Raw genomic sequence first — 16,794 nt, 5'->3', positions numbered from 1 at the left:
CCCCGAAAAGCCCCCACATCACGCCAGAATCCGAACCGAAAAGATGAGAGTTCTCACATCCTCAAACCGCAGACCTCAGATCGCCCGGCGGGACTTACGTTGCCTCGTCCGTGCCGGTGTCGCTCGCGTGAAGCTCGGCGTCCGCGTTCGTCAGCCGCCAGCTGAGGAAGTGGACGGACAGACCGGGACGGGAGGGTGCGCAGCAGAAGGGCCCCGCTTCGAGGTGCGCTCCGGCCGGGAGGGGAGCGACGCGAACGAGGCGCCACGGCTCGTCGTCGACCCGGGCACGAATCGTCACCGCGCCCGCGGACCAACTGGCGCGCACCGTCGCGATCCGTCCGGCCCAGGCCGGGACCGGAGAGAGAGACCAGTCCGACTGCCGGCGGGTGACCACGGCTCCGAGACTCTCTTCACCATCGCTGCGTTCGACCCCGGCCTTGATCCAGTTCTCGTCGTCGGCTTTCAAGAACACACCAGCCTGGTCGAACTGTTCTGGAAGGTCGACGCGGAAACTCACTTCGACGGCCTGCCCGTCCTCGATCGGTCGGAGCAGTGCGTGCTCGGTGTCGTGGATGAATCCGTAAGCGGTTTCACGCCAGGCGTCGCTTCCTTCTTTCGCGGTCACGAAGAGGCCGTCATCCGTGACGTGAACGTCCGCGGGCTCGGATGTCCAGCGACCCTCGCTCCACGCGACCTCGGTCATGTTCACGCTTCTGGTCGATGCGAAGGCAGGTCAGAAAGCGGGTCAACCGCGCGCGCGACGATCCAGCGTCCGTACGAGCAGCCAGGCCGCGGGAACCAGCAGGGCGGCGAAGGCGGCCTTGATCACCCCGGGCACGATGAAGGGCAGCACGCCCGCGCCCATGATCGAGGCGAACGACACATCCGAACCGACGACGTTCGCCAGGATCAGAGCCATGTAGGGCACGCCCACGAGGAACGGGATGATGCTGGCGGTCACGAATCCGACGAAAGCCAGGACGGGACGACGGTCCCAGGCGCGCTGAGCGAACCATCCCGCGACGAAAGCCGCGGGGATGAAGCCGACGATGAAGCCGAAAGAGGGGGACAGGACATAAGCCGGCCCAGCGACCGGCCCCGCGAAGAGGGGGAGCCCCGCGAGCCCGAGCAGCATGTAGGACGTCAGGCTGACGGCACCACGTCGTGCTCCGAGAGCAGCGCCGACCAGGATGACTCCGAGCGTCTGGCCTGTGATCGGCACGGGGCCGATGAAGAACGAGACCTTCGCGAGCAGCGCTACGACGACAACGCCCGCAAGCACGAGGGTCGCGTCCATCGCGAAAGCGCGGGCGCGGGTGGACGGGCGTCCGACGACGTCGGCGAGGACGCGGCGCGGGCCAGCGGCGGGTGCGAGGGCGGTCATGAGACTCCTTGGGCGTCGGGACGGCAGGCATCGTGGCGGCGCTCGACAGCGATGGTTACGCGCTCCCGACTTATACTAGGGGTTTGGCACGTCTGCCCTTTTGTACCCACCCCACCGACGGAACGGACATCCGCTGTGCTCGCCGTGCACGATCTCGAGATCCGCGTGGGCGCCCGAATTCTCATGTCGGGCGTCACGTTCCGTGTCTCGCCCGGCGACAAGATCGGACTGGTCGGCCGCAACGGAGCGGGCAAGACGACTCTGACGAAGGTCCTGTCGGACGATCTTCCGCCCGCCGACGGCCGCGTCGAGCGGACAGGTGAACTCGGATATCTCCCGCAGGACCCGCGCGCGGGCGACCCGTCGATGCTGGCGCGCACACGCATCCTGGACGCGCGTGGGCTGGGATCGCTGGCCATCGAGATGCAGCAGGCGGCGCTGACGATGGCCGACGACGATGCGAAGGTCGCCGCGAAGGCGATGAATCGCTACAGCGCGCTCACCGAGCGCTTCGAATCCCTCGGTGGTTACACGGCGGAGGCCGAGGCGGCCACGATCTCGCACAACCTGTCGCTGCCGGATCGTCTGCTCGATCAGCCCCTGAGCACGCTATCCGGTGGGCAGCGCCGCCGTATCGAGCTGGCCCGCATCCTCTTCTCCAACGCCGACTCGATGATCCTCGATGAGCCGACCAACCACCTCGACGCCGACAGTGTCGTGTGGCTGCGCGAGTTCTTGAAGAACTACAAGGGCGGGCTGATCGTGATCAGCCACGATGTCGAACTCGTCGGCGAGACGGTGAACCGCGTCTTCTATCTCGACGCCAACCGCCAGGTCATCGACATCTACAACATGAACTGGAAGAACTACCTGCGTCAGCGGGTGGCCGACGAAGAGCGCCGCAAGAAAGAACGTGCGGGCGTCGAGAAGAAGGCGACGCAGCTGCAGATGCAGGCGGCGCGATTCGGTGCGAAGGCCTCCAAGGCGGCCGCGGCGCACCAGATGGTCGCCCGCGCCGAGAAGATGCTGTCGGGCCTGGACGAAGTCCGCCAGGTCGAGCGGGTCGCAAAGCTCCGGTTCCCGAAACCGGCCCCCTGCGGGAAAACCCCGCTCATGGCGACGGGCCTGTCGAAGTCGTACGGCTCGCTCGAGATCTTCACGGACGTCGACCTGGCCATCGACCGCGGGTCGAAGGTCGTCATCCTCGGCTTCAACGGCGCCGGAAAAACGACCCTGTTGCGTATCCTCGCGGGCGTCGACAAGCCGGACACGGGGCGGCTCGAGCCCGGGCACGGTCTGAAGGTCGGCTACTACGCCCAGGAGCACGAGAACCTCGACGTCGACCGCTCCGTGCTCGAGAACATGATGTCTGCGGCCCCCGACATCACCGCGACCGAGGCACGCAAGGTGCTCGGATCGTTCCTCTTCACCGGCGACGACGTGCTGAAGCCCGCCGGGGTTCTGTCGGGTGGCGAGAAGACGCGTCTGTCGCTCGCGACGCTCGTCGTCTCGTCCGCGAACATGCTTTTGCTCGACGAGCCGACGAACAACCTCGACCCCGCATCGCGCGAAGAGATCCTCGGCGCGCTCTCGCACTACGAGGGCGCCGTCGTGCTCGTCTCCCACGACGAGGGAGCCGTCGAGGCGCTGAACCCCGAGCGCGTGCTGATCCTGCCGGACGGCGTCGAAGACATCTGGAACCGCGAGTACGCGGACCTCGTCTCCCTCGCCTGACTCGTCAGCGAGAGGCCGCGTCGAGGATGGCGTCCTCGGCATCGGTGTCCGCGTCGCGTCGCCGGGCCGGCCGACGCGGAGTGCGCGGCGAGGCAGGGCCCGACGCATCCGATTCCGGAGCTTCGTCTTCGGCACGGTCTTCGCGACGCTGTGCGATCTCGGTCTTGATGACATACCCGATGAAGATGAATCCCATGATGGCGAACAGAATCCACTGGATCGCGTAAGACAGGTAAGGACCGGGGTCTTCCGTCGGTGACGTCAGCGCCGTGGGACGCTCTGCGGGCGCGGGGTCCTCGGAGACCATGAGACCGTATGCCGCCGTGACGGTTTCAGGCCCGGTGCGTTCGGCGATCGCGGTCAGGTCGATCACCGGCACCTGACCCTCGGGCGCGCCACGCCCGGACGCGGGCGCGGCCTCGCCCGGACGCAATCGAGCCGTGACGGTGACTTCGCCGGACGGGGGAGCGGGCACAGTCGCGGGATCGGAGCTGTCGGAAGCGGGAGGCACCCAGCCCCTGTTCACGATGACGATGCGCCCGTCGTCGAGCCGAAACGGGGTGAGCACCTCGAAGGCGCTCGTGCCGCCGTGAGGCCGGTTGCGGGCGAGCAACTGCTCGTCGGGAAGGTAGCGACCCTTCAGCACGACCGGCAACCACTCCGTGTCGGGTCTGAAGTCGGAGGTGCCCGAGAGAACGGCTGCCACGGGCACCGGTTCTGCGTCGTAGTTGGCCTCGATCAGCGCGAGATCCGCCGACCGCTCCTGGTTGCGTGTGAATTGCCAGTTCGACAGGAACGCGCACGCGATCGCGAACACGACCGCGAGCGAGACATAGATCGCCCAGCGGCCCGCCGTGGGCAGATTCTGCATGCTGCGTTTCTGGGCCATCAGCCGCCGTTCGCAGCCACATGGTGAGGTGAATCCTTCGACGCGTCCGCCTGGGGAGCGAACGGCTCCAGCTCGACGGGGAAATCACGCGCGGCCAGGTAATCGCGAAGGTACCCGGCGTGTTCGTCGCACGCGAGCCAGACCTTTCGCCGATCGGCTGTGTGGATGCGGGGGTTCCGCCAGATGACCTGCCACGATGCATCCGTCCGACAGCCTGCACGGGAGCAGGGCGTACCGTCGGGCTCCTGCCCGCCGCCGAGCATTGACATCAGTGCGTGTCCTCGGGCCGTGGTGTTTCGGTGAGAAGAATCACACCCGGGGTGGACTCGGATCGGGGCGCGGCGGTCGAGGGTGAGGGAGCGGCCGGAGCGGGGAGCATCCGCTGCACGGGCTCCGCTCGTGCGCTCGAGTCGTAGCCGACGTTCGCGACGATCACGGCAACGTAAGGGAGGAAGATCGCGCCAGCCGCGAACACCCACGTGTACCAGCCGTAGGGCGTCACGACGGCCATCAGAATGAAACACGAGACGCGGATCGCCATGGTCCACATGTACCGCCGCATACGTGCCGCGGCCTCATCGCGTGGAGCGCGCGGCAACGAGGTCGAGGACAGGGAATCTGCGGGTGTTTTCACGGTGCTTCCAGCGTACGCCGCCGGAAGCACCGTGAGCCCGTTCAGGAGTACATGCCGGGCGAGTTCTCGATCGACGTGACGAATGCCGGGATCAACGCCAGGATCGCGATGCCGACGATAACCCATAGTCCGACACCGACCCAGCCGATGATCGTGCCCGCGAGGCCGAGCCCGCGTCCCTGCTCGCCGGTGCGCTTGATCTGGCCGAGGGACATATGGCCGGTGATGACTGCGACGATCGACGGGATGAACGGGATCAGGACGAACCCGACGATCGCGCTGATGAGCGAGACGATCGCAAGCGTGTTGGTCTTCGGAGCCGGCGGGTACGAGCCATAGCCCGGGGACGCGGGGTAATTGCCGGCGGGGTAGCCCTGCGATGGCGGGGGTGTGGCGGGGTATCCCTGCGACACCGGGGGTGCGGGGGGATAGTTGCCGGGGTCGCCAGCGGGCGGGGTGGAAGTCATGAAAAGCCTCTCGTCGGTACACCTCAGACTCGCAGCGTCCGTGCGCGCATGTCAACGCGGCGGTGTCTCAGGTGGGACGGTGCCTCGGTAGGGTGGAGCGGTCTCATCCCGACCCACAGGAGTGCCATGACCACCGAACGCGTCGTCCTCGTCACCGGCGGAAACCGCGGCATCGGTCGCGCGATCGCCGAACGCTTCGTTGCCGAAGGACACCGCGTGGCCGTGACGGCCCGGTCGGGCGAAGGGCCGGAGGGAACGCTGACGGTCCGCGCGGATGTCACCGATTCCGCTTCGCTGGATGCCGCGTTCACCGAGGTCGAGGCGCAGCTCGGTCCCGTCGAGGTCGTCGTGGCAAATGCGGGGATCACGAAGGACACTCTGCTGATGCGGATGTCGGAGGACGACTTCGATTCGGTCGTTTCCACGAACCTCGGCGGCGCATTCCGTGTGGTCAAGCGTGCGTCGAAGGGCATGCTGCGTGCACGTTGGGGCCGAGTCATCCTGATTTCCAGCGTCGTCGGACTCTATGGTTCTGCCGGGCAGGTCAACTACGCCTCGTCGAAGAGCGGGCTCGTCGGTTTCGCCCGCTCGCTCACGCGCGAACTGGGTGGCCGCGGAATCACGGCAAACGTTGTGGCCCCGGGGTTCATCGAGACCGACATGACCGCGGCGCTGCCCGACGAAACGCAGGCGGAGTACAAGCGCAGCATTCCCGCCGGTCGGTTCGCGACTCCCGACGAGGTCGCCGGTGTCGTCACGTGGCTGGCGTCAGACGACGCCGCCTACATCTCCGGCGCCGTCATCCCCGTCGACGGCGGGCTGGGGATGGGCCACTGACCTCAGGTCGGGCCTAACCCTCACCGCGCGATGGCGTCGAGAATGGCCTGACCCACCGCGGTCGGCTGCGTGAACTGCGGCCAGTGCCCGCTGCCCAGATGCACGACACGTACATCGTCGAGCGTGGTGAACTCAGTGCCCCATGCCGGCCACTCCTCCAGCATCGCGCGCAGTGCCGCCTCGTCCATGGTGCCGCTCAGCACGGTCACGGGGCGCGTGCGGCGGCGAAGATCGTGGAAGTGGATCGGATCCATCGGCACGCCCGCCGGTACGGGAAGGGCGCGAGCCGAGCACAACCTCGCCGGGCAGCGCGTCGATCTGCGCGACGACCGCCGCAACCCAGTCGGCGATGCCGATGTCCGCAGAGTCGGCAGCGGGGGACCCGGTTCCCGGCAGGGTCAGCGGATGGGTGCGATTACCGGCGTCGGTCAGCGTCGGGACGACATCGTCCCACGAGGAGGCATCGAGCCAGAGACCGGGTACGAGGATGATGTCCATGCCGAGAAACTACGTCGCGCCTCCGACGTTGAGAAGCCTCAAAATCCGCGTACTCGCGGCCCTGGATGGCATACAGGGATGAGAGTTCTCTCACGAGTCCACAAATACTCATCCACCTGCATCCGTCACGCACCTTCGCCCGGAACAACTCTCTAGACGGCGCGAAAAGCTCGCGCCCGTGAAGGAGGACAACGTGCGCAAGACAATTGCTGCCGGCATTGCTGTCGGCGTCGTCGCCGCCGTGGGATTCATCACCCCCGCGAGCGCGATCTCATCAACGACCGCCGATCTTTCGGTGCTGCATGCCGTACCCGACACTCCCGTCGACGTCGACGTCTACGTCAACGGTGACCTGACCCTCGACGACTTCCAGCCGGGAGACCTCGCCGGCCCGCTCGATCTGCCCGCCGGCGACTACGTCGTCGCCATCACGGCACCGGATGCAGCGGACGACAGCGCCCCCGTCATCGGACCCATCACCCTCACCCTCGCCGCGAACACCAGCTACACCGCCGTCGCTCACTTGACGGATGCCGGAGCCCCCACGGCCACGCTGTTCACCAACGACATCAGCACCACCGCCGCAGGCGAGGGTCGCCTGACTGTTCGCCACGTTGCCGCGGCACCGGCCGTCGACATCCTCGCCGGCGGCACCCCCGTCGTCGAGGACCTCACCAACCCGAACGAGGCGACGCTGAACCTGGCCGCCGGTGTGGTCCCGGCCTCTGTGGCGCTGGCAGGCACGACGGATCCCGTGATCGGACCCGCCGATGTCAACGTGCAGGAAGGCGTTCTGACGATCGTCTATGCCTGGGGCAGCGCGGCGGATGACAACCTCGCCCTCGCCGTGCAGACCATCACCGGCCTGCACTCCTCGCCCGACAGCGTCAACTCGGGCTCGGCCGGTCTTGTCGCAGAGAACGGTCCTGCACCGCTCGTCTGGGGCATCGGCATCGGCATCGTCTTGGCCCTGGGTGCGGCGGTCGCGGCCGCCCTGGGCTTCCGGTCAGTCCGCTCGCGCGGCTGACACCCGATAGGGCGAGCAACAGGAGAGCATCACCATGAACCGAGTCCCCCCGCTCATCATTGCGGTGTTTTTGCTCGCCCTGACGGGATGTTCGCTCGCCCCCGCCCAACTCCCGGACGCGGGGGCGAGCGACGCCCCAACCCCCACTCCCACCCCGGCGCCCACCGCCGTGATCGACGTGCCCCGCACCTCGAGTGAGGTGCCGCCGGTCGTCGCGCCCGTCGCTCCGGTGCGGGTGCAGGTGCCGTCGGCATCGATCGACATGTCGATCAGGCCCGTCGGCATCGAGGACGGCGGCTTCATGGAGCTGCCGCCCGAGCCGACCGTCGCCGGCTGGTATCGCTTCGGCGCGTACCCCGCCGCGGGAACCGGCAACACCGTGCTCGCGGCACACGTCGACTCGAGCATCTATGGCATCGGTCCGCTGTCGAACCTCCGGAATTTCGAACCCGGTACCGAGGTGCAGGTCGAGAGCGAGGATGGCGGGATGACGCGCTACGCCGTCGAAAGCGTCACCTACTATCCGCGCTCGCAGCTGCCGACCGAGCAACTCTTCGCTCGCGACGGCGCCCCCGCCCTCGTGCTGATCACGTGCGGCGGCAGCTTCGACGCCGAAAGACGCTCCTACAGCGATAACGTGGTCGCCATCGCCCGACCGATGGCATGACCGGGCGAACGACCCGCGGCGCTGCGCGTCACATCCGAAAGGTCAACGGCATGGATGCCGATCCCGAGCAGTCTCTCGACGCGAGATTTCGCGCGGGTGATGAGCGCTCACTCGAAGAGGTGTATCGGCGCTGGTCGCCGGTCGTCTACACGCTTGCCCTGCGATCGCTCGCGGACACCTCGGATGCCGAGGACGTCACCCAGAAGACCTTCGTCGCCGCCTGGACCGGGCGCGAATCGTACGACCCCACCAAGGCTGCGCTCGCAACGTGGATCATCACGATCGCGAAGCGCCGCATCGCCGACACGCACGAGGCGCGCGCGCGGGTCAGGCGTTTGCAGGAGCAGTTGGAGCGGGTGACACATCCGGATGACCTGGTGGCCGCGCCATCCGTCGACCTGGCCGAAACCCTGCTCGTGGCGCAAGAAATCGAACGATTGGAACCGGATGCTCGGACCGTCGTGCGACTCGCCTTCTTCGACGACCTGACCCACCAAGAGATCTCAGCCAGACTCGACATGCCCGTGGGTACTGTCAAGAGCCATATCCGCCGAAGTCTGACCCGAATGCGCACCAGATTGGAGGCCGTCGATGTCGCACCGTGACCTGAACAGTGAGTCGCACCTTGACCCGGAACAGCTCGCGCTGTTGGCGATGGGCGAGCCGGTGACCTCGGATGCGGATGACGCCCACATTGCGGCGTGTCCGGACTGTCAGCACGAACTCGGCGAGCTGCGCCACGCGGCCCTTGTCGGGCGGTCGGCGATCGACGCCGGCGAGATGCTCACCCCGCCCGAGCGGGTGTGGAACGCCATCCGCGACGAGGTCGGTCTGTCGGCGCCGGATGCGGAACCCGTCACGTCCGCCCCGCGTACAGGACCCGCGCACGCTGCACCCCGCCGGGGTCGCCGTGGTGGCCTGGCCACGGCCTGGGTGCTCGCGGCGTCGCTGGTCGTTGTCGCCGGTGTGGCCGTCGGCGGGTGGGCGATCGGGCAGCGCACCGCCGTGGTCGAGGTGGCCGCGGCATCCCTCGACGCATTCCCCGACCACCCCGGAGCCGTGGGTGCAGCCGTGCTCGAAGAGACACCGGACGGTACGCGGATGGTGCGGGTCGAACTCGAGGCCGATGAGGCGCCGGATTCATACCGTGAGGTGTGGCTGATCACGAAGGATGCCTCGGCGCTCGTGAGCCTCGGCGTGCTCGACGGCACCGAGGGCACCTTCACGGTGCCGGCCGAGATCGATGTGTCGCAGTACGTGTTGGTCGACGTGTCGAATGAGCCCGACGACGGCCAGCCCGGGCACTCGGGCGACTCGATCGTGCGAGGGGAGTTGGGCTTCTTTTAAGGGTGGCCAGCGGCCCCTCGGGCCTGTAAACTGAGATGCTCGGGTGCTGGCAACAGACATCCCGAGCGTGGTAATTCAACAGCGTGCGACAACGGCCCCTTCGAAAGAAGGTCCATGGGGATGATCGGTTTCGACATCGCCTGCGAACCTGCGAGAAGCGGGCCGAGGATGCAGGGTTATCTCGTAAACGATCTCTGCAAAACAATAAGTGCCGAAACCAAGCGCACTGACTTCGCCCTCGCTGCCTAAGCGAGCCCGATAGTCCGTCAGACCGTGTGTGATCCCGACACGGAGCCTGGCGTCATTTAGGGGTCTTGCTGCGTGATGGCGCCTGAACGTCACGCGGGACTTTTCTCAGGCTGGGCTTGTCTACCTAGATGCTTGTGGCAAAGGTAGGAGCCGAGCAGAACGTCAGCACAAGCTACGCCCGTAGAAGGCGCAGAATCACAGCGTTGGACGGGGGTTCGATTCCCCCCATCTCCACATTGGTCGTTGTCGCACGTTGGGGGGCCCGGCTCCCGCGCGCTTTATGCTCGCGGGGGCCGGGCTCTTTTTTGTGGGCCTTCGGATGCTCCGCTGTCGCAAATCGTCGCTGGCGCGGCATCGCGGCGACAAATTGCGACAGCGGAAGCGCCCGTTTCGGCCTCGACCACGGTCACTGAGCTTGTCGAAGTGACCCGCCCGACTCCATGGAGGCCGCAATGCCCGACCCGCGCCGCACCCCCATCTCGACCGGCATGCTCTCGCTCGCGACGGCGGATGCTCCCGAGAAATGGGCAGTTCGCACCTCGGACGGGACTGTACGTTCAACGGTGTAACTCCGATTCTGGAGGACCACCGTTGAACGTACAGTCCCGTGCTGACATAGGTCTGCCCGTTCTCGACCCAATAGCGGCTGGTCTGATGGGCGTGTTGGGCTCGCCTTGTGGCACTCACAGTCTCAGCGTGGCGCATACACGTTGACCTCGCTGGGCGGTCGGTGCTCGGCGTGTCTGAATGCATGCCGGAGTGTCGGCCGTCGCGTGCTCATCCTGAGCATCCGGCCAACGTTCGGCGGGGACCATGTCGGCGTTCACGAACGGCAGATGCGTCACCTGCTGCAGGATTCGAGCGATATCGGGGACTTGGCCGAGCTTTCGGCCCGGCCAAGTCACGAGGCACTGGACCGTGTCAGTCAAAGGGTGAGTCTGCACGGTGGACGACGGCATTTCCCTGCGCGTCCGCTTCTGTCCAGGATCGTCCCGCCTGCGTGAACTCAGCGGCGAGATTGAGACCGGTGCGACGCTCGGAAATTTGCTCGTCCCAGATCGAACGCACAGCTGCTTGGCCCCGCTCGCTCAGATCGTCGTACCCGCTTGCCCCTGCGAGAACTGACTTCGCGGCGTTGACTACATCGCCGTCTTCGTGCGTTAGCGGTTTCCGGACCATAACGCCACGGTAGCGAGTTGTGCCACGAATGGGCGATGGTGCACCGAAGTCGGTTCGACAGGCTCGGTGGGTGGGGCGCTTTGACCGACTCAGCGATCGGGCGGGGTGAGCGCGCGGGTGGGCGTTTCGACTCGTCGCTGCGCTCCTCGCTCAACGACCGGCAGGTGCGGGTGGTCGCTTCTACAGGCTCAGCGAGCGGGACGCCAGGGACGTCCAGGCGGTGAGGAGCAGGACACCGACGACGCCGAAGGCGAGCCAGGTTAGGAGGGCGGCGGGCAAGCCGGTGATGAAGAAGCCGAGGAGCAGGGCGCCGAGCCAGAGAAGGCCGATCACGAGCAGCGTTACGACAGCCAGGAGGATCGCGCGCACCGGGTGATGGCGGAAGGTTGCGAACCCCGCAGTGCCCCGACCGATTGTGGTTCCGGCGAGCAGAATCAGCACCACCGTGAGGGTCACCGGCACGAGCCATGACGATGCCAGCGCTGCGAGTCCCACTGCCAGCACGACCGCCAGGCACGCGGCCCACACCGTCCAAGCGCGTCCTGCTCCCGAGACGAGAGACCGCAGTCGCCCGACCACCACGCCGAGTGACCCGACGATCGCGCAGAACGACGCCAGCGCCAACGCAAGGAAAGGGACGGAACCGCCGGGAGTCACGAACGGCGCGACCAGCAGAGCCTGAACCACGGCGTTGCCGCCGACCGCGGCGAGAAGCACGGGCCATGCCCGAGCGAGCAGCCGAGTCATCCGTTCCTCGCCGCCTTGTCGATGACGTCCATGATCGAGCCCGAGTACAACTGATCGTCGCCGACTGTCACCGTGACGACGGTCTGGTCGTCGGCGGGGGAGACGACCGAGATGTCTGTGCCGTCCACCGTCTCGCCCTGGCACGACACCTCGCCCGATGGCGCCTGGGCACAGACGGGTGCGGTCAGTACCTCGACATCCGCGTCGAGCAGGACATCGATCGCCGCGTATCGCACCTCGGCCAGGTGATTGCCCCCGACGGGCGCGATCGCCGCGACCTGCGAGCACCCCGTGAGCGACAGGCCGACCAACAAGAGCACGGGCACCAGAGCCCGCCGCGCGCTCACAGGCCCCTCGCGTTCTCGTAGGCGACGAGTCGAGCATGGTCGGTCATCCGCTGACTTTCGAGCGCCGCATCCGTGATCATCGACAGATCAAAGGGAGCGCGGAGCAGCAGCTCGGTGTTGCGATCGAGCGGCGAACCCCGACGCATCATGGGCGTCTCGGCCCAGTCGTTTGCGGCGAACTCGCGGCTCTGCGACGCCAGGTCGGCGAGGCTGCCGCTCGTGCCGGGCACGGCGGGGGAGGCGTGATCGAGCACCGTCGTGAACAGCGACATCGTGCCATCGCGGTTGTCGATGATCTCCACAACCTGCTGTTGCTGCGGAAAATCGATGCACGAGGCGGTCGTGATCTCCCAGAAGCCGCCGGTGGGGGAGGCGTGGGCGAGGATCTGGTTGAGGTGCGTGTGGCCGTTGAGCCATCCGATCACCACCGAGTATTTCAGCAGCAGATCGACGAACTCTTCCGCGCCATGCAGCACCTCGGTGTCGCCCGGGCGCTGCGCGCGATTCTCGAGCGTCAGGCTGTTGTGGTGGCTGAAGATCAGCACGAGCCTCTGCTCGGTCTGCGCCTTCTCGAGCTCGCGCTCGAGCCAGCGGAACTGCACGTCGGGCACCGCGCCATCCGGACCCGCGACCTGATTGCAGGTATCGAGACCGAACGCGCGGATGTGTGGGGTGAGCTCCGTCTGCCACCACGTCTCGCCGGAGTCGAGGTTGTGCTGCGTGAACCCGTGCCCGATCGGCCCGGGCGCTGGCTGCGTGACGAAGTGTTCGGCCATGAACTCGCGCTGCTCGAACAGGAACCGCTCGGGATTCGCCGTGACGCTCCGGAATCCCGGACGCCCGAGCGCAACACCGAGCGCATCCATCGCCTGCTGAAACACGCTGGTGCTCGACGCGTAGCCGTTCAGGATGCTTCCCGCCGTGCCATCCAGCGAGTACGACTTCTGCCCGCCGACCGCCAGGGCGTGCAGCTGCGGGCTGAGATCGAACGTGCCGAGCAGGAGCGTGTCGTGGTTGCCGTACACGGCGTACCAGGGGGCGGGCAGTCCGACCGACTCGACGGGCTTGGCGATGGACTGCGCGAGCAGATCGGGCAGGCGGGGGAAGCCGTAGTCGCCGAACGCGCCTCCGGCCGGATCGCCGGGACGATACGCCCAGGTCGCCTCGGACCACGCCTGAACGCCCTGAAACTTCTTGCCGGCGCTCGCGGGGTCGACCGCGAGGCCGTCCATCAGGTCGATGTACCAGCGCAATTCGAGGTGCGAGTGCATGTCGGCGCTGTCGCCCGTGACGATCGCCGCACCCATCGGTGCGCCGGTGAGGGGGCTGTAACGGGCATCCGAAAACGCCTGGACCATCGCGGCCGTCGCGTGCGGGCTGAGTGGATCGTGCGGGTGGAACGCCGAACCCCACGCCGAGTGATCCTGCACGATCATCGGCTCGATGCGGCCGGGGGACTGGGCGTCGATCACGTGCAGGTCAGACAGATGCCCCATGTAGAGCAGCGATCGGCGGGCGGTTGTGCGCGTCGAGCTCGGGGTGGCACGCAGCACATCGAGGCGGGGGATGTAGGGCTCGCCCGGGCCCGTCGTGAGGCCGCGGTACTGACCCTTCACGATCGAGCCCTGGCGGATCGTCTGCAGGAGCGTGCTCGGGATGTCTGAGGTCGAGGTTGCCGCCGTACCCGCGGCGAGCCGCGGGGCGAGGTCGTTGATGCTCAGGCTGGTCGCCGCGGCGAGCAGCGCGCTCTGAAGAAGGAACTGTCTGCGTGACAGCACTCGAGCCATCCATTCGGGTCAGATGGGGACGGGCGCTCGGGTGCGCTCGCGGCACGAGCATATCGCTCGCGCGGGTTCGGGCGTGGGCGGGTGTGAGTAGTCCCTTCGACAAGCTCACGGACCATCGGTGCGGTCGCTCCCGCAGCGTCAGCGACGGGGGTGTTTCGAATCGGGCTTCGCCTCGATCAACGAGGGTTGGGCATACATGGCGGCGCCTCTGCGTTGGCGTCGAGGTACCCGTCGGGACAAACACCCCCGACATCCCGCCGCACAACACGCGGCCGCACATCAGCAACACAAGGAGCACCACCATGCGCGCACTGATCCACCCCACCTTCGGCGAAGCCAGCGACGTTCTCGAAGTCGCCGAACGGCTCATTCCCGAGCCCAGCGCGGGGGAGGTGCGCGTGCGCACGGTGTTGGCGCCGATCCACAACCACGACCTGTGGACGATTCGCGGCACCTATGGCTTCAAACCCGATCTGCCGGCGGCATCCGGTACAGAAGCAGTCGGCGTCGTGGACGCGCTCGGCGAGGGGGTCGACCAGCTGCAGATCGGGCAGCGCGTCGCGACCGGCGGCACGTTCGGCGTGTGGAGCGAGTACTTCGTGGCGAAGGCATCCGGACTCGTTCCCGCTCCCGATTCGGTGAGCGACGAAACCGCGGCGCAGATGATCTCGATGCCGTTCAGCGCGCTCAGCCTGCTCGAATACCTCGACGTACAGCCGGGCGAGTGGATCGTGCAGAACACCGCGAACGGTGCGGTCGGCAAGCTCGTCGTGCAGTTCGCAGCAGCGCGCGGCGTGCGGGTGCTCGGCCTGGTGCGGCGCGACGCGGGCGTCGACGAACTCGGTGCCCTCGGCATCCGGAACATCGTTTCCACCGAGAGCGCTGACTGGCGCGAGCGTGCCGCCGCGATTCTCGGCGATGCGGCCCCGCGCGCGGCGGTCGACTCGGTCGGTGGTTCCGCGGCCGGTGACCTGTTGTCGCTGCTGGGCGAGGGTGGCACGCTCGTGTCGTTCGGAGCGATGGGCTCGGACAAGCTCGAGCTGTCGTCGGGCGACCTGATCTTCAAGCAGGCGACCGTCAAGGGCTTCTGGGGCAGCAAGGTCAGCCAGTGGATGGATGCTCCGAAGCGCGCCGCCCTCTTCGGCGAGCTCATCGAGCGGATCGGGTCCGGAGAGGTCACGTTGCCCGTGGGTGAGGTTTTCGAGTTCACGGATGCTCGGGCCGCTGCGGCCGCGAGTGACCAGCCTGGGCGCGCAGGGAAGATCCTCCTGCGCTTCTAAGTCGACGGGTGCGCTGACGCGGTCGTTGAGCGACGAGCGTAGCGATGAGACGAGACGTGCGCGTCGGCGCGTCGTTTCGTCTCGCGAGGCTCGCTCATCGACCGGGCTGCGCTCGCTCAACTGCCGGGGTGCACATAGGTTGGATATCACGGCGTGCACGCGGCAGGCCTGAAGAAGGAGACCCACCACATGGATCCGTTCCTGCTCATCGCCATCGCCGTCGGCGCCGGAATAGTTTTCGTTGTTCTGATCATCGTGCTGATCCTGTTCCGCCTCTGGTATCAGGTTCCGCGCGCCGACGAGGCCATCGTCATCGTCGGTAAGAAGGCCCGCGACAGCACCGAGGGCGAAGCCAACAAGATGACCGTGATCAGCGGTCGCGGGGCGCTCGTCAACAAGCTCACCCAGCGCTCCGACCGGGTGTCGCTGCGCTCGCGTCAGATCAAGTTCGAGCCGACCGCGCAGACGAACAACGGTGTGACGATCGATCTGACCGGCGTCGCGTTGGTCAAGATCGGCTCGACGCCCGATCAGGTGCGCCGCGCCGCGGAGCGTTTCGCGTCGCAGGACGATGCCATCGTCACCTTCACGACCGAGCAGCTCGAGGGCGCGCTGCGTGGTGTGGTCGCCAAGCTCACGGTCGAGCAGGTCATGCAGGACCGCCAGAAGCTCAGCGACGAGATCGCCGAAGGTATCTCGGGCGACCTTCTCGCGCAGGGTCTGGTGCTCGATTCGTTCGCGATCCAGGGCATCACCGACAAGAACAACTACATCTCGGCGCTCGGTGCGGTCGAGGTGCAGCGTGTGCGCCGCCAGGCCGACGTCGCCGAGATCGATGCGCTGCGCGAGGTCAAGAAGCGCCAGCTCGCCGCCGACGAGGCCAACCTGATCGAGCAGACCGCGCTCGACAAGAACAAGGCCGCCGCGCTGTCGGAGGTCGGTCGGGCCAACGCGCTCGCCGAGCAGTCGGAGAACCTGGCGCGTGCCGAGGCTGAGCAGGGCGTCCTCCTGCAGGAAGCCAACAACACGCAGGCCCGCCTCGACGCCGAGGTCAAGAAGGTCGCCGACGCCGACAAGTACAAGCAGCAGACGGATGCCGAAGCTCAGGCATACCAGCAGCAGACCGCCGCGGACGCCGAGGCGTACAAGCGCCAGAAGAACGCCGAGGCCGAACGCAAGGTCGCGCAGGAACGCGCGGATGCCGAGGCGTACGCCGTCAACGCGCAGGCCCAGGCCCGCGAGGCCGCCGCATCCGCCGAAGCCGCCGCGGTGCGTGTGCAGGCCGAAGCCGATGCCCTCGCCGTGCGCGTTCAGGCCGAGGCCGAGGCCGAGTCGATTCGACTGCGCGGAACCGCCACCGCCGAGGCGATCGCCGCCGAAGCCGAGGCTCTGCGTGAGAACCAGGACGCGATTCTCGCGAAAGAGGTCATCGGGCAGCTGCCGCAGCTCATGGCCGAGTTCGCCAAGGGCTACCAGAAGATCGGCAACATCACGCTGATCGGTGGCGACACCGCCGGAACCCACATGGCCCGCGAGCAGTCGACGAGCCTCTCGGCGACGTTCGAGAGCGTCAAGGCGGCGACTGGTCTCGACCTGAGCGCGATCATCCAGGGGCAGGCGCTCGGGCGGGGCATCGCGGAGGGCTCGGCTGCCGCTGCAGCTCCCGCGACCGTCGCGTCAGGCCCCGTCGCTTCGGCGTCCGACTCCGCCGGGGCCTGAGC

Annotated in this window: 17 protein-coding genes, 1 other RNA gene and 1 pseudogene; 9 read left to right on the top strand and 10 right to left on the bottom strand. The window is 67.1% G+C overall.

What is annotated here, in order from left to right; genetic code table 11:
• Positions 1–94: 94 nt before the first annotated feature.
• Positions 95–703, bottom strand: a complete 609-nt coding sequence (locus ACXZ1E_RS02255; RefSeq protein WP_458041833.1) for a DUF1349 domain-containing protein — start codon at positions 701–703, stop codon at positions 95–97.
• Between the two features lie 42 nt (positions 704–745).
• Positions 746–1,384, bottom strand: a complete 639-nt coding sequence (locus ACXZ1E_RS02250) for a biotin transporter BioY (RefSeq protein ID WP_458041832.1) — start codon at positions 1,382–1,384, stop codon at positions 746–748.
• A 51-nt stretch (positions 1,385–1,435) separates the two neighbouring features.
• Here ACXZ1E_RS02250 and ACXZ1E_RS02245 point away from each other — a divergent pair, with 51 nt between their 5' ends.
• Positions 1,436–3,118 (top strand): ABC-F family ATP-binding cassette domain-containing protein, encoded by a 1,683-nt coding sequence (locus ACXZ1E_RS02245; protein WP_458352024.1) that lies wholly within the window; start codon positions 1,436–1,438, stop codon positions 3,116–3,118.
• Between the two features lie 4 nt (positions 3,119–3,122).
• Here the strand turns inward: ACXZ1E_RS02245 and ACXZ1E_RS02240 are convergent, their stop codons facing one another.
• The 3 genes from ACXZ1E_RS02240 to ACXZ1E_RS02230 all read right to left on the bottom strand — a co-directional run bounded on the left by ACXZ1E_RS02240 (position 3,123) and on the right by ACXZ1E_RS02230 (position 5,108).
• A complete protein-coding gene (locus tag ACXZ1E_RS02240; RefSeq protein WP_458041830.1) occupies positions 3,123–3,989 on the bottom strand; it encodes an SURF1 family cytochrome oxidase biogenesis protein in 867 nt (288 codons plus the stop codon).
• 286 nt (positions 3,990–4,275) lie between these two features.
• Entirely contained in the window at positions 4,276–4,641 is a 366-nt protein-coding gene (locus tag ACXZ1E_RS02235) for a DUF3099 domain-containing protein (protein ID WP_458041829.1), read from the bottom strand.
• A gap of 41 nt (positions 4,642–4,682) precedes the next feature.
• Positions 4,683–5,108 carry a DUF4190 domain-containing protein gene (locus ACXZ1E_RS02230; protein ID WP_458041828.1) on the bottom strand — a complete coding sequence of 142 codons (426 nt, stop codon included), beginning with the start codon at positions 5,106–5,108 and terminating at the stop codon, positions 4,683–4,685.
• 126 nt (positions 5,109–5,234) lie between these two features.
• Here ACXZ1E_RS02230 and fabG point away from each other — a divergent pair, with 126 nt between their 5' ends.
• Positions 5,235–5,945: a beta-ketoacyl-ACP reductase gene (gene fabG / locus ACXZ1E_RS02225; RefSeq protein WP_036295956.1), complete on the top strand. Its 711-nt coding sequence runs from the start codon at positions 5,235–5,237 to the stop codon at positions 5,943–5,945.
• Between the two features lie 20 nt (positions 5,946–5,965).
• Here the strand turns inward: fabG and ACXZ1E_RS02220 are convergent, their stop codons facing one another.
• The gene (locus ACXZ1E_RS02220; RefSeq protein WP_458042985.1) at positions 5,966–6,199 is read right to left on the bottom strand and encodes an alpha/beta fold hydrolase; all 234 of its coding nucleotides are present in this window, start codon (positions 6,197–6,199) and stop codon (positions 5,966–5,968) included.
• A gap of 46 nt (positions 6,200–6,245) precedes the next feature.
• A pseudogene (locus ACXZ1E_RS02215) lies at positions 6,246–6,443 on the bottom strand (alpha/beta fold hydrolase); the annotation flags it as partial.
• Between the two features lie 193 nt (positions 6,444–6,636).
• Between ACXZ1E_RS02215 and ACXZ1E_RS02210 the strand changes: the two are divergent.
• The 5 genes from ACXZ1E_RS02210 (at position 6,637) to ssrA (ending at position 9,970) form a co-directional block, all read left to right on the top strand.
• Positions 6,637–7,470, top strand: coding sequence for a DUF4397 domain-containing protein (locus ACXZ1E_RS02210; protein ID WP_458041827.1), 834 nt, complete (start codon positions 6,637–6,639; stop codon positions 7,468–7,470).
• A gap of 34 nt (positions 7,471–7,504) precedes the next feature.
• Positions 7,505–8,137, top strand: a complete 633-nt coding sequence (locus tag ACXZ1E_RS02205) for a class F sortase (protein WP_458041826.1) — start codon at positions 7,505–7,507, stop codon at positions 8,135–8,137.
• Complete coding sequence (locus ACXZ1E_RS02200; RefSeq protein WP_458041825.1) at positions 8,134–8,742, top strand: RNA polymerase sigma factor; 609 nt, start codon at positions 8,134–8,136, stop codon at positions 8,740–8,742. The genes ACXZ1E_RS02205 and ACXZ1E_RS02200 overlap by 4 nt, the downstream gene beginning before the upstream one ends.
• Positions 8,729–9,484 carry an anti-sigma factor gene (locus tag ACXZ1E_RS02195; protein WP_458041824.1) on the top strand — a complete coding sequence of 252 codons (756 nt, stop codon included), beginning with the start codon at positions 8,729–8,731 and terminating at the stop codon, positions 9,482–9,484. The genes ACXZ1E_RS02200 and ACXZ1E_RS02195 overlap by 14 nt, the downstream gene beginning before the upstream one ends.
• 116 nt (positions 9,485–9,600) lie before the next feature.
• Positions 9,601–9,970: a transfer-messenger RNA gene (gene ssrA / locus ACXZ1E_RS02190) on the top strand.
• A gap of 1,122 nt (positions 9,971–11,092) precedes the next feature.
• On the opposite strand, the gene ACXZ1E_RS02185 is transcribed toward ssrA, so the two are convergent.
• From ACXZ1E_RS02185 to ACXZ1E_RS02175, 3 genes are read right to left on the bottom strand one after another with little or no spacing between them, the layout of a single operon-like run.
• The gene (locus ACXZ1E_RS02185) at positions 11,093–11,659 is read right to left on the bottom strand and encodes a hypothetical protein (protein ID WP_458041823.1); all 567 of its coding nucleotides are present in this window, start codon (positions 11,657–11,659) and stop codon (positions 11,093–11,095) included.
• Positions 11,656–12,006, bottom strand: coding sequence for a hypothetical protein (locus tag ACXZ1E_RS02180; protein WP_458041822.1), 351 nt, complete (start codon positions 12,004–12,006; stop codon positions 11,656–11,658). Before ACXZ1E_RS02180 ends, ACXZ1E_RS02185 begins: the two co-directional genes overlap by 4 nt.
• Complete coding sequence (locus ACXZ1E_RS02175; protein WP_458041821.1) at positions 12,003–13,784, bottom strand: TIGR03767 family metallophosphoesterase; 1,782 nt, start codon at positions 13,782–13,784, stop codon at positions 12,003–12,005. The genes ACXZ1E_RS02180 and ACXZ1E_RS02175 overlap by 4 nt, the downstream gene beginning before the upstream one ends.
• 311 nt (positions 13,785–14,095) lie before the next feature.
• On the opposite strand from ACXZ1E_RS02175, the gene ACXZ1E_RS02170 reads away from it, so the two are divergent.
• Complete coding sequence (locus ACXZ1E_RS02170) at positions 14,096–15,073, top strand: zinc-binding dehydrogenase (protein WP_458041820.1); 978 nt, start codon at positions 14,096–14,098, stop codon at positions 15,071–15,073.
• Positions 15,074–15,262: 189 nt separating this feature from the next.
• Entirely contained in the window at positions 15,263–16,792 is a 1,530-nt protein-coding gene (locus tag ACXZ1E_RS02165; RefSeq protein ID WP_458041819.1) for a flotillin family protein, read from the top strand.
• Positions 16,793–16,794: the final 2 nt, after the last annotated feature.

This window comes from Pacificispira sp. HM-600 (genome assembly GCF_977993705.1).
This window is presented reverse-complemented; position numbering and strand designations above follow the sequence as displayed.

Bases quoted from the DNA above. Each gene is read 5' to 3' on its own strand.
- ACXZ1E_RS02165 (WP_458041819.1), top strand. From the start codon at position 15,263: ATGGATCCGTTCCTGCTCATCGCCATCGCCGTCGGCGCCGGAATAGTT.
- ACXZ1E_RS02170 (WP_458041820.1), top strand. From the start codon at position 14,096: ATGCGCGCACTGATCCACCCCACCTTCGGCGAAGCCAGCGACGTTCTC.
- ACXZ1E_RS02195 (WP_458041824.1), top strand. From the start codon at position 8,729: ATGTCGCACCGTGACCTGAACAGTGAGTCGCACCTTGACCCGGAACAG.
- ACXZ1E_RS02245 (WP_458352024.1), top strand. From the start codon at position 1,436: ATGGTTACGCGCTCCCGACTTATACTAGGGGTTTGGCACGTCTGCCCT.
- ACXZ1E_RS02240 (WP_458041830.1), bottom strand. From the start codon at position 3,989: ATGCAGAATCTGCCCACGGCGGGCCGCTGGGCGATCTATGTCTCGCTC.
- ACXZ1E_RS02255 (WP_458041833.1), bottom strand. From the start codon at position 703: ATGACCGAGGTCGCGTGGAGCGAGGGTCGCTGGACATCCGAGCCCGCG.
- ACXZ1E_RS02230 (WP_458041828.1), bottom strand. From the start codon at position 5,108: ATGACTTCCACCCCGCCCGCTGGCGACCCCGGCAACTATCCCCCCGCA.
- ACXZ1E_RS02200 (WP_458041825.1), top strand. From the start codon at position 8,134: ATGACCGGGCGAACGACCCGCGGCGCTGCGCGTCACATCCGAAAGGTC.
- fabG (WP_036295956.1), top strand. From the start codon at position 5,235: ATGACCACCGAACGCGTCGTCCTCGTCACCGGCGGAAACCGCGGCATC.
- ACXZ1E_RS02250 (WP_458041832.1), bottom strand. From the start codon at position 1,384: ATGACCGCCCTCGCACCCGCCGCTGGCCCGCGCCGCGTCCTCGCCGAC.
- ACXZ1E_RS02220 (WP_458042985.1), bottom strand. From the start codon at position 6,199: ATGGATCCGATCCACTTCCACGATCTTCGCCGCCGCACGCGCCCCGTG.
- ACXZ1E_RS02185 (WP_458041823.1), bottom strand. From the start codon at position 11,659: ATGACTCGGCTGCTCGCTCGGGCATGGCCCGTGCTTCTCGCCGCGGTC.
- ACXZ1E_RS02205 (WP_458041826.1), top strand. From the start codon at position 7,505: ATGAACCGAGTCCCCCCGCTCATCATTGCGGTGTTTTTGCTCGCCCTG.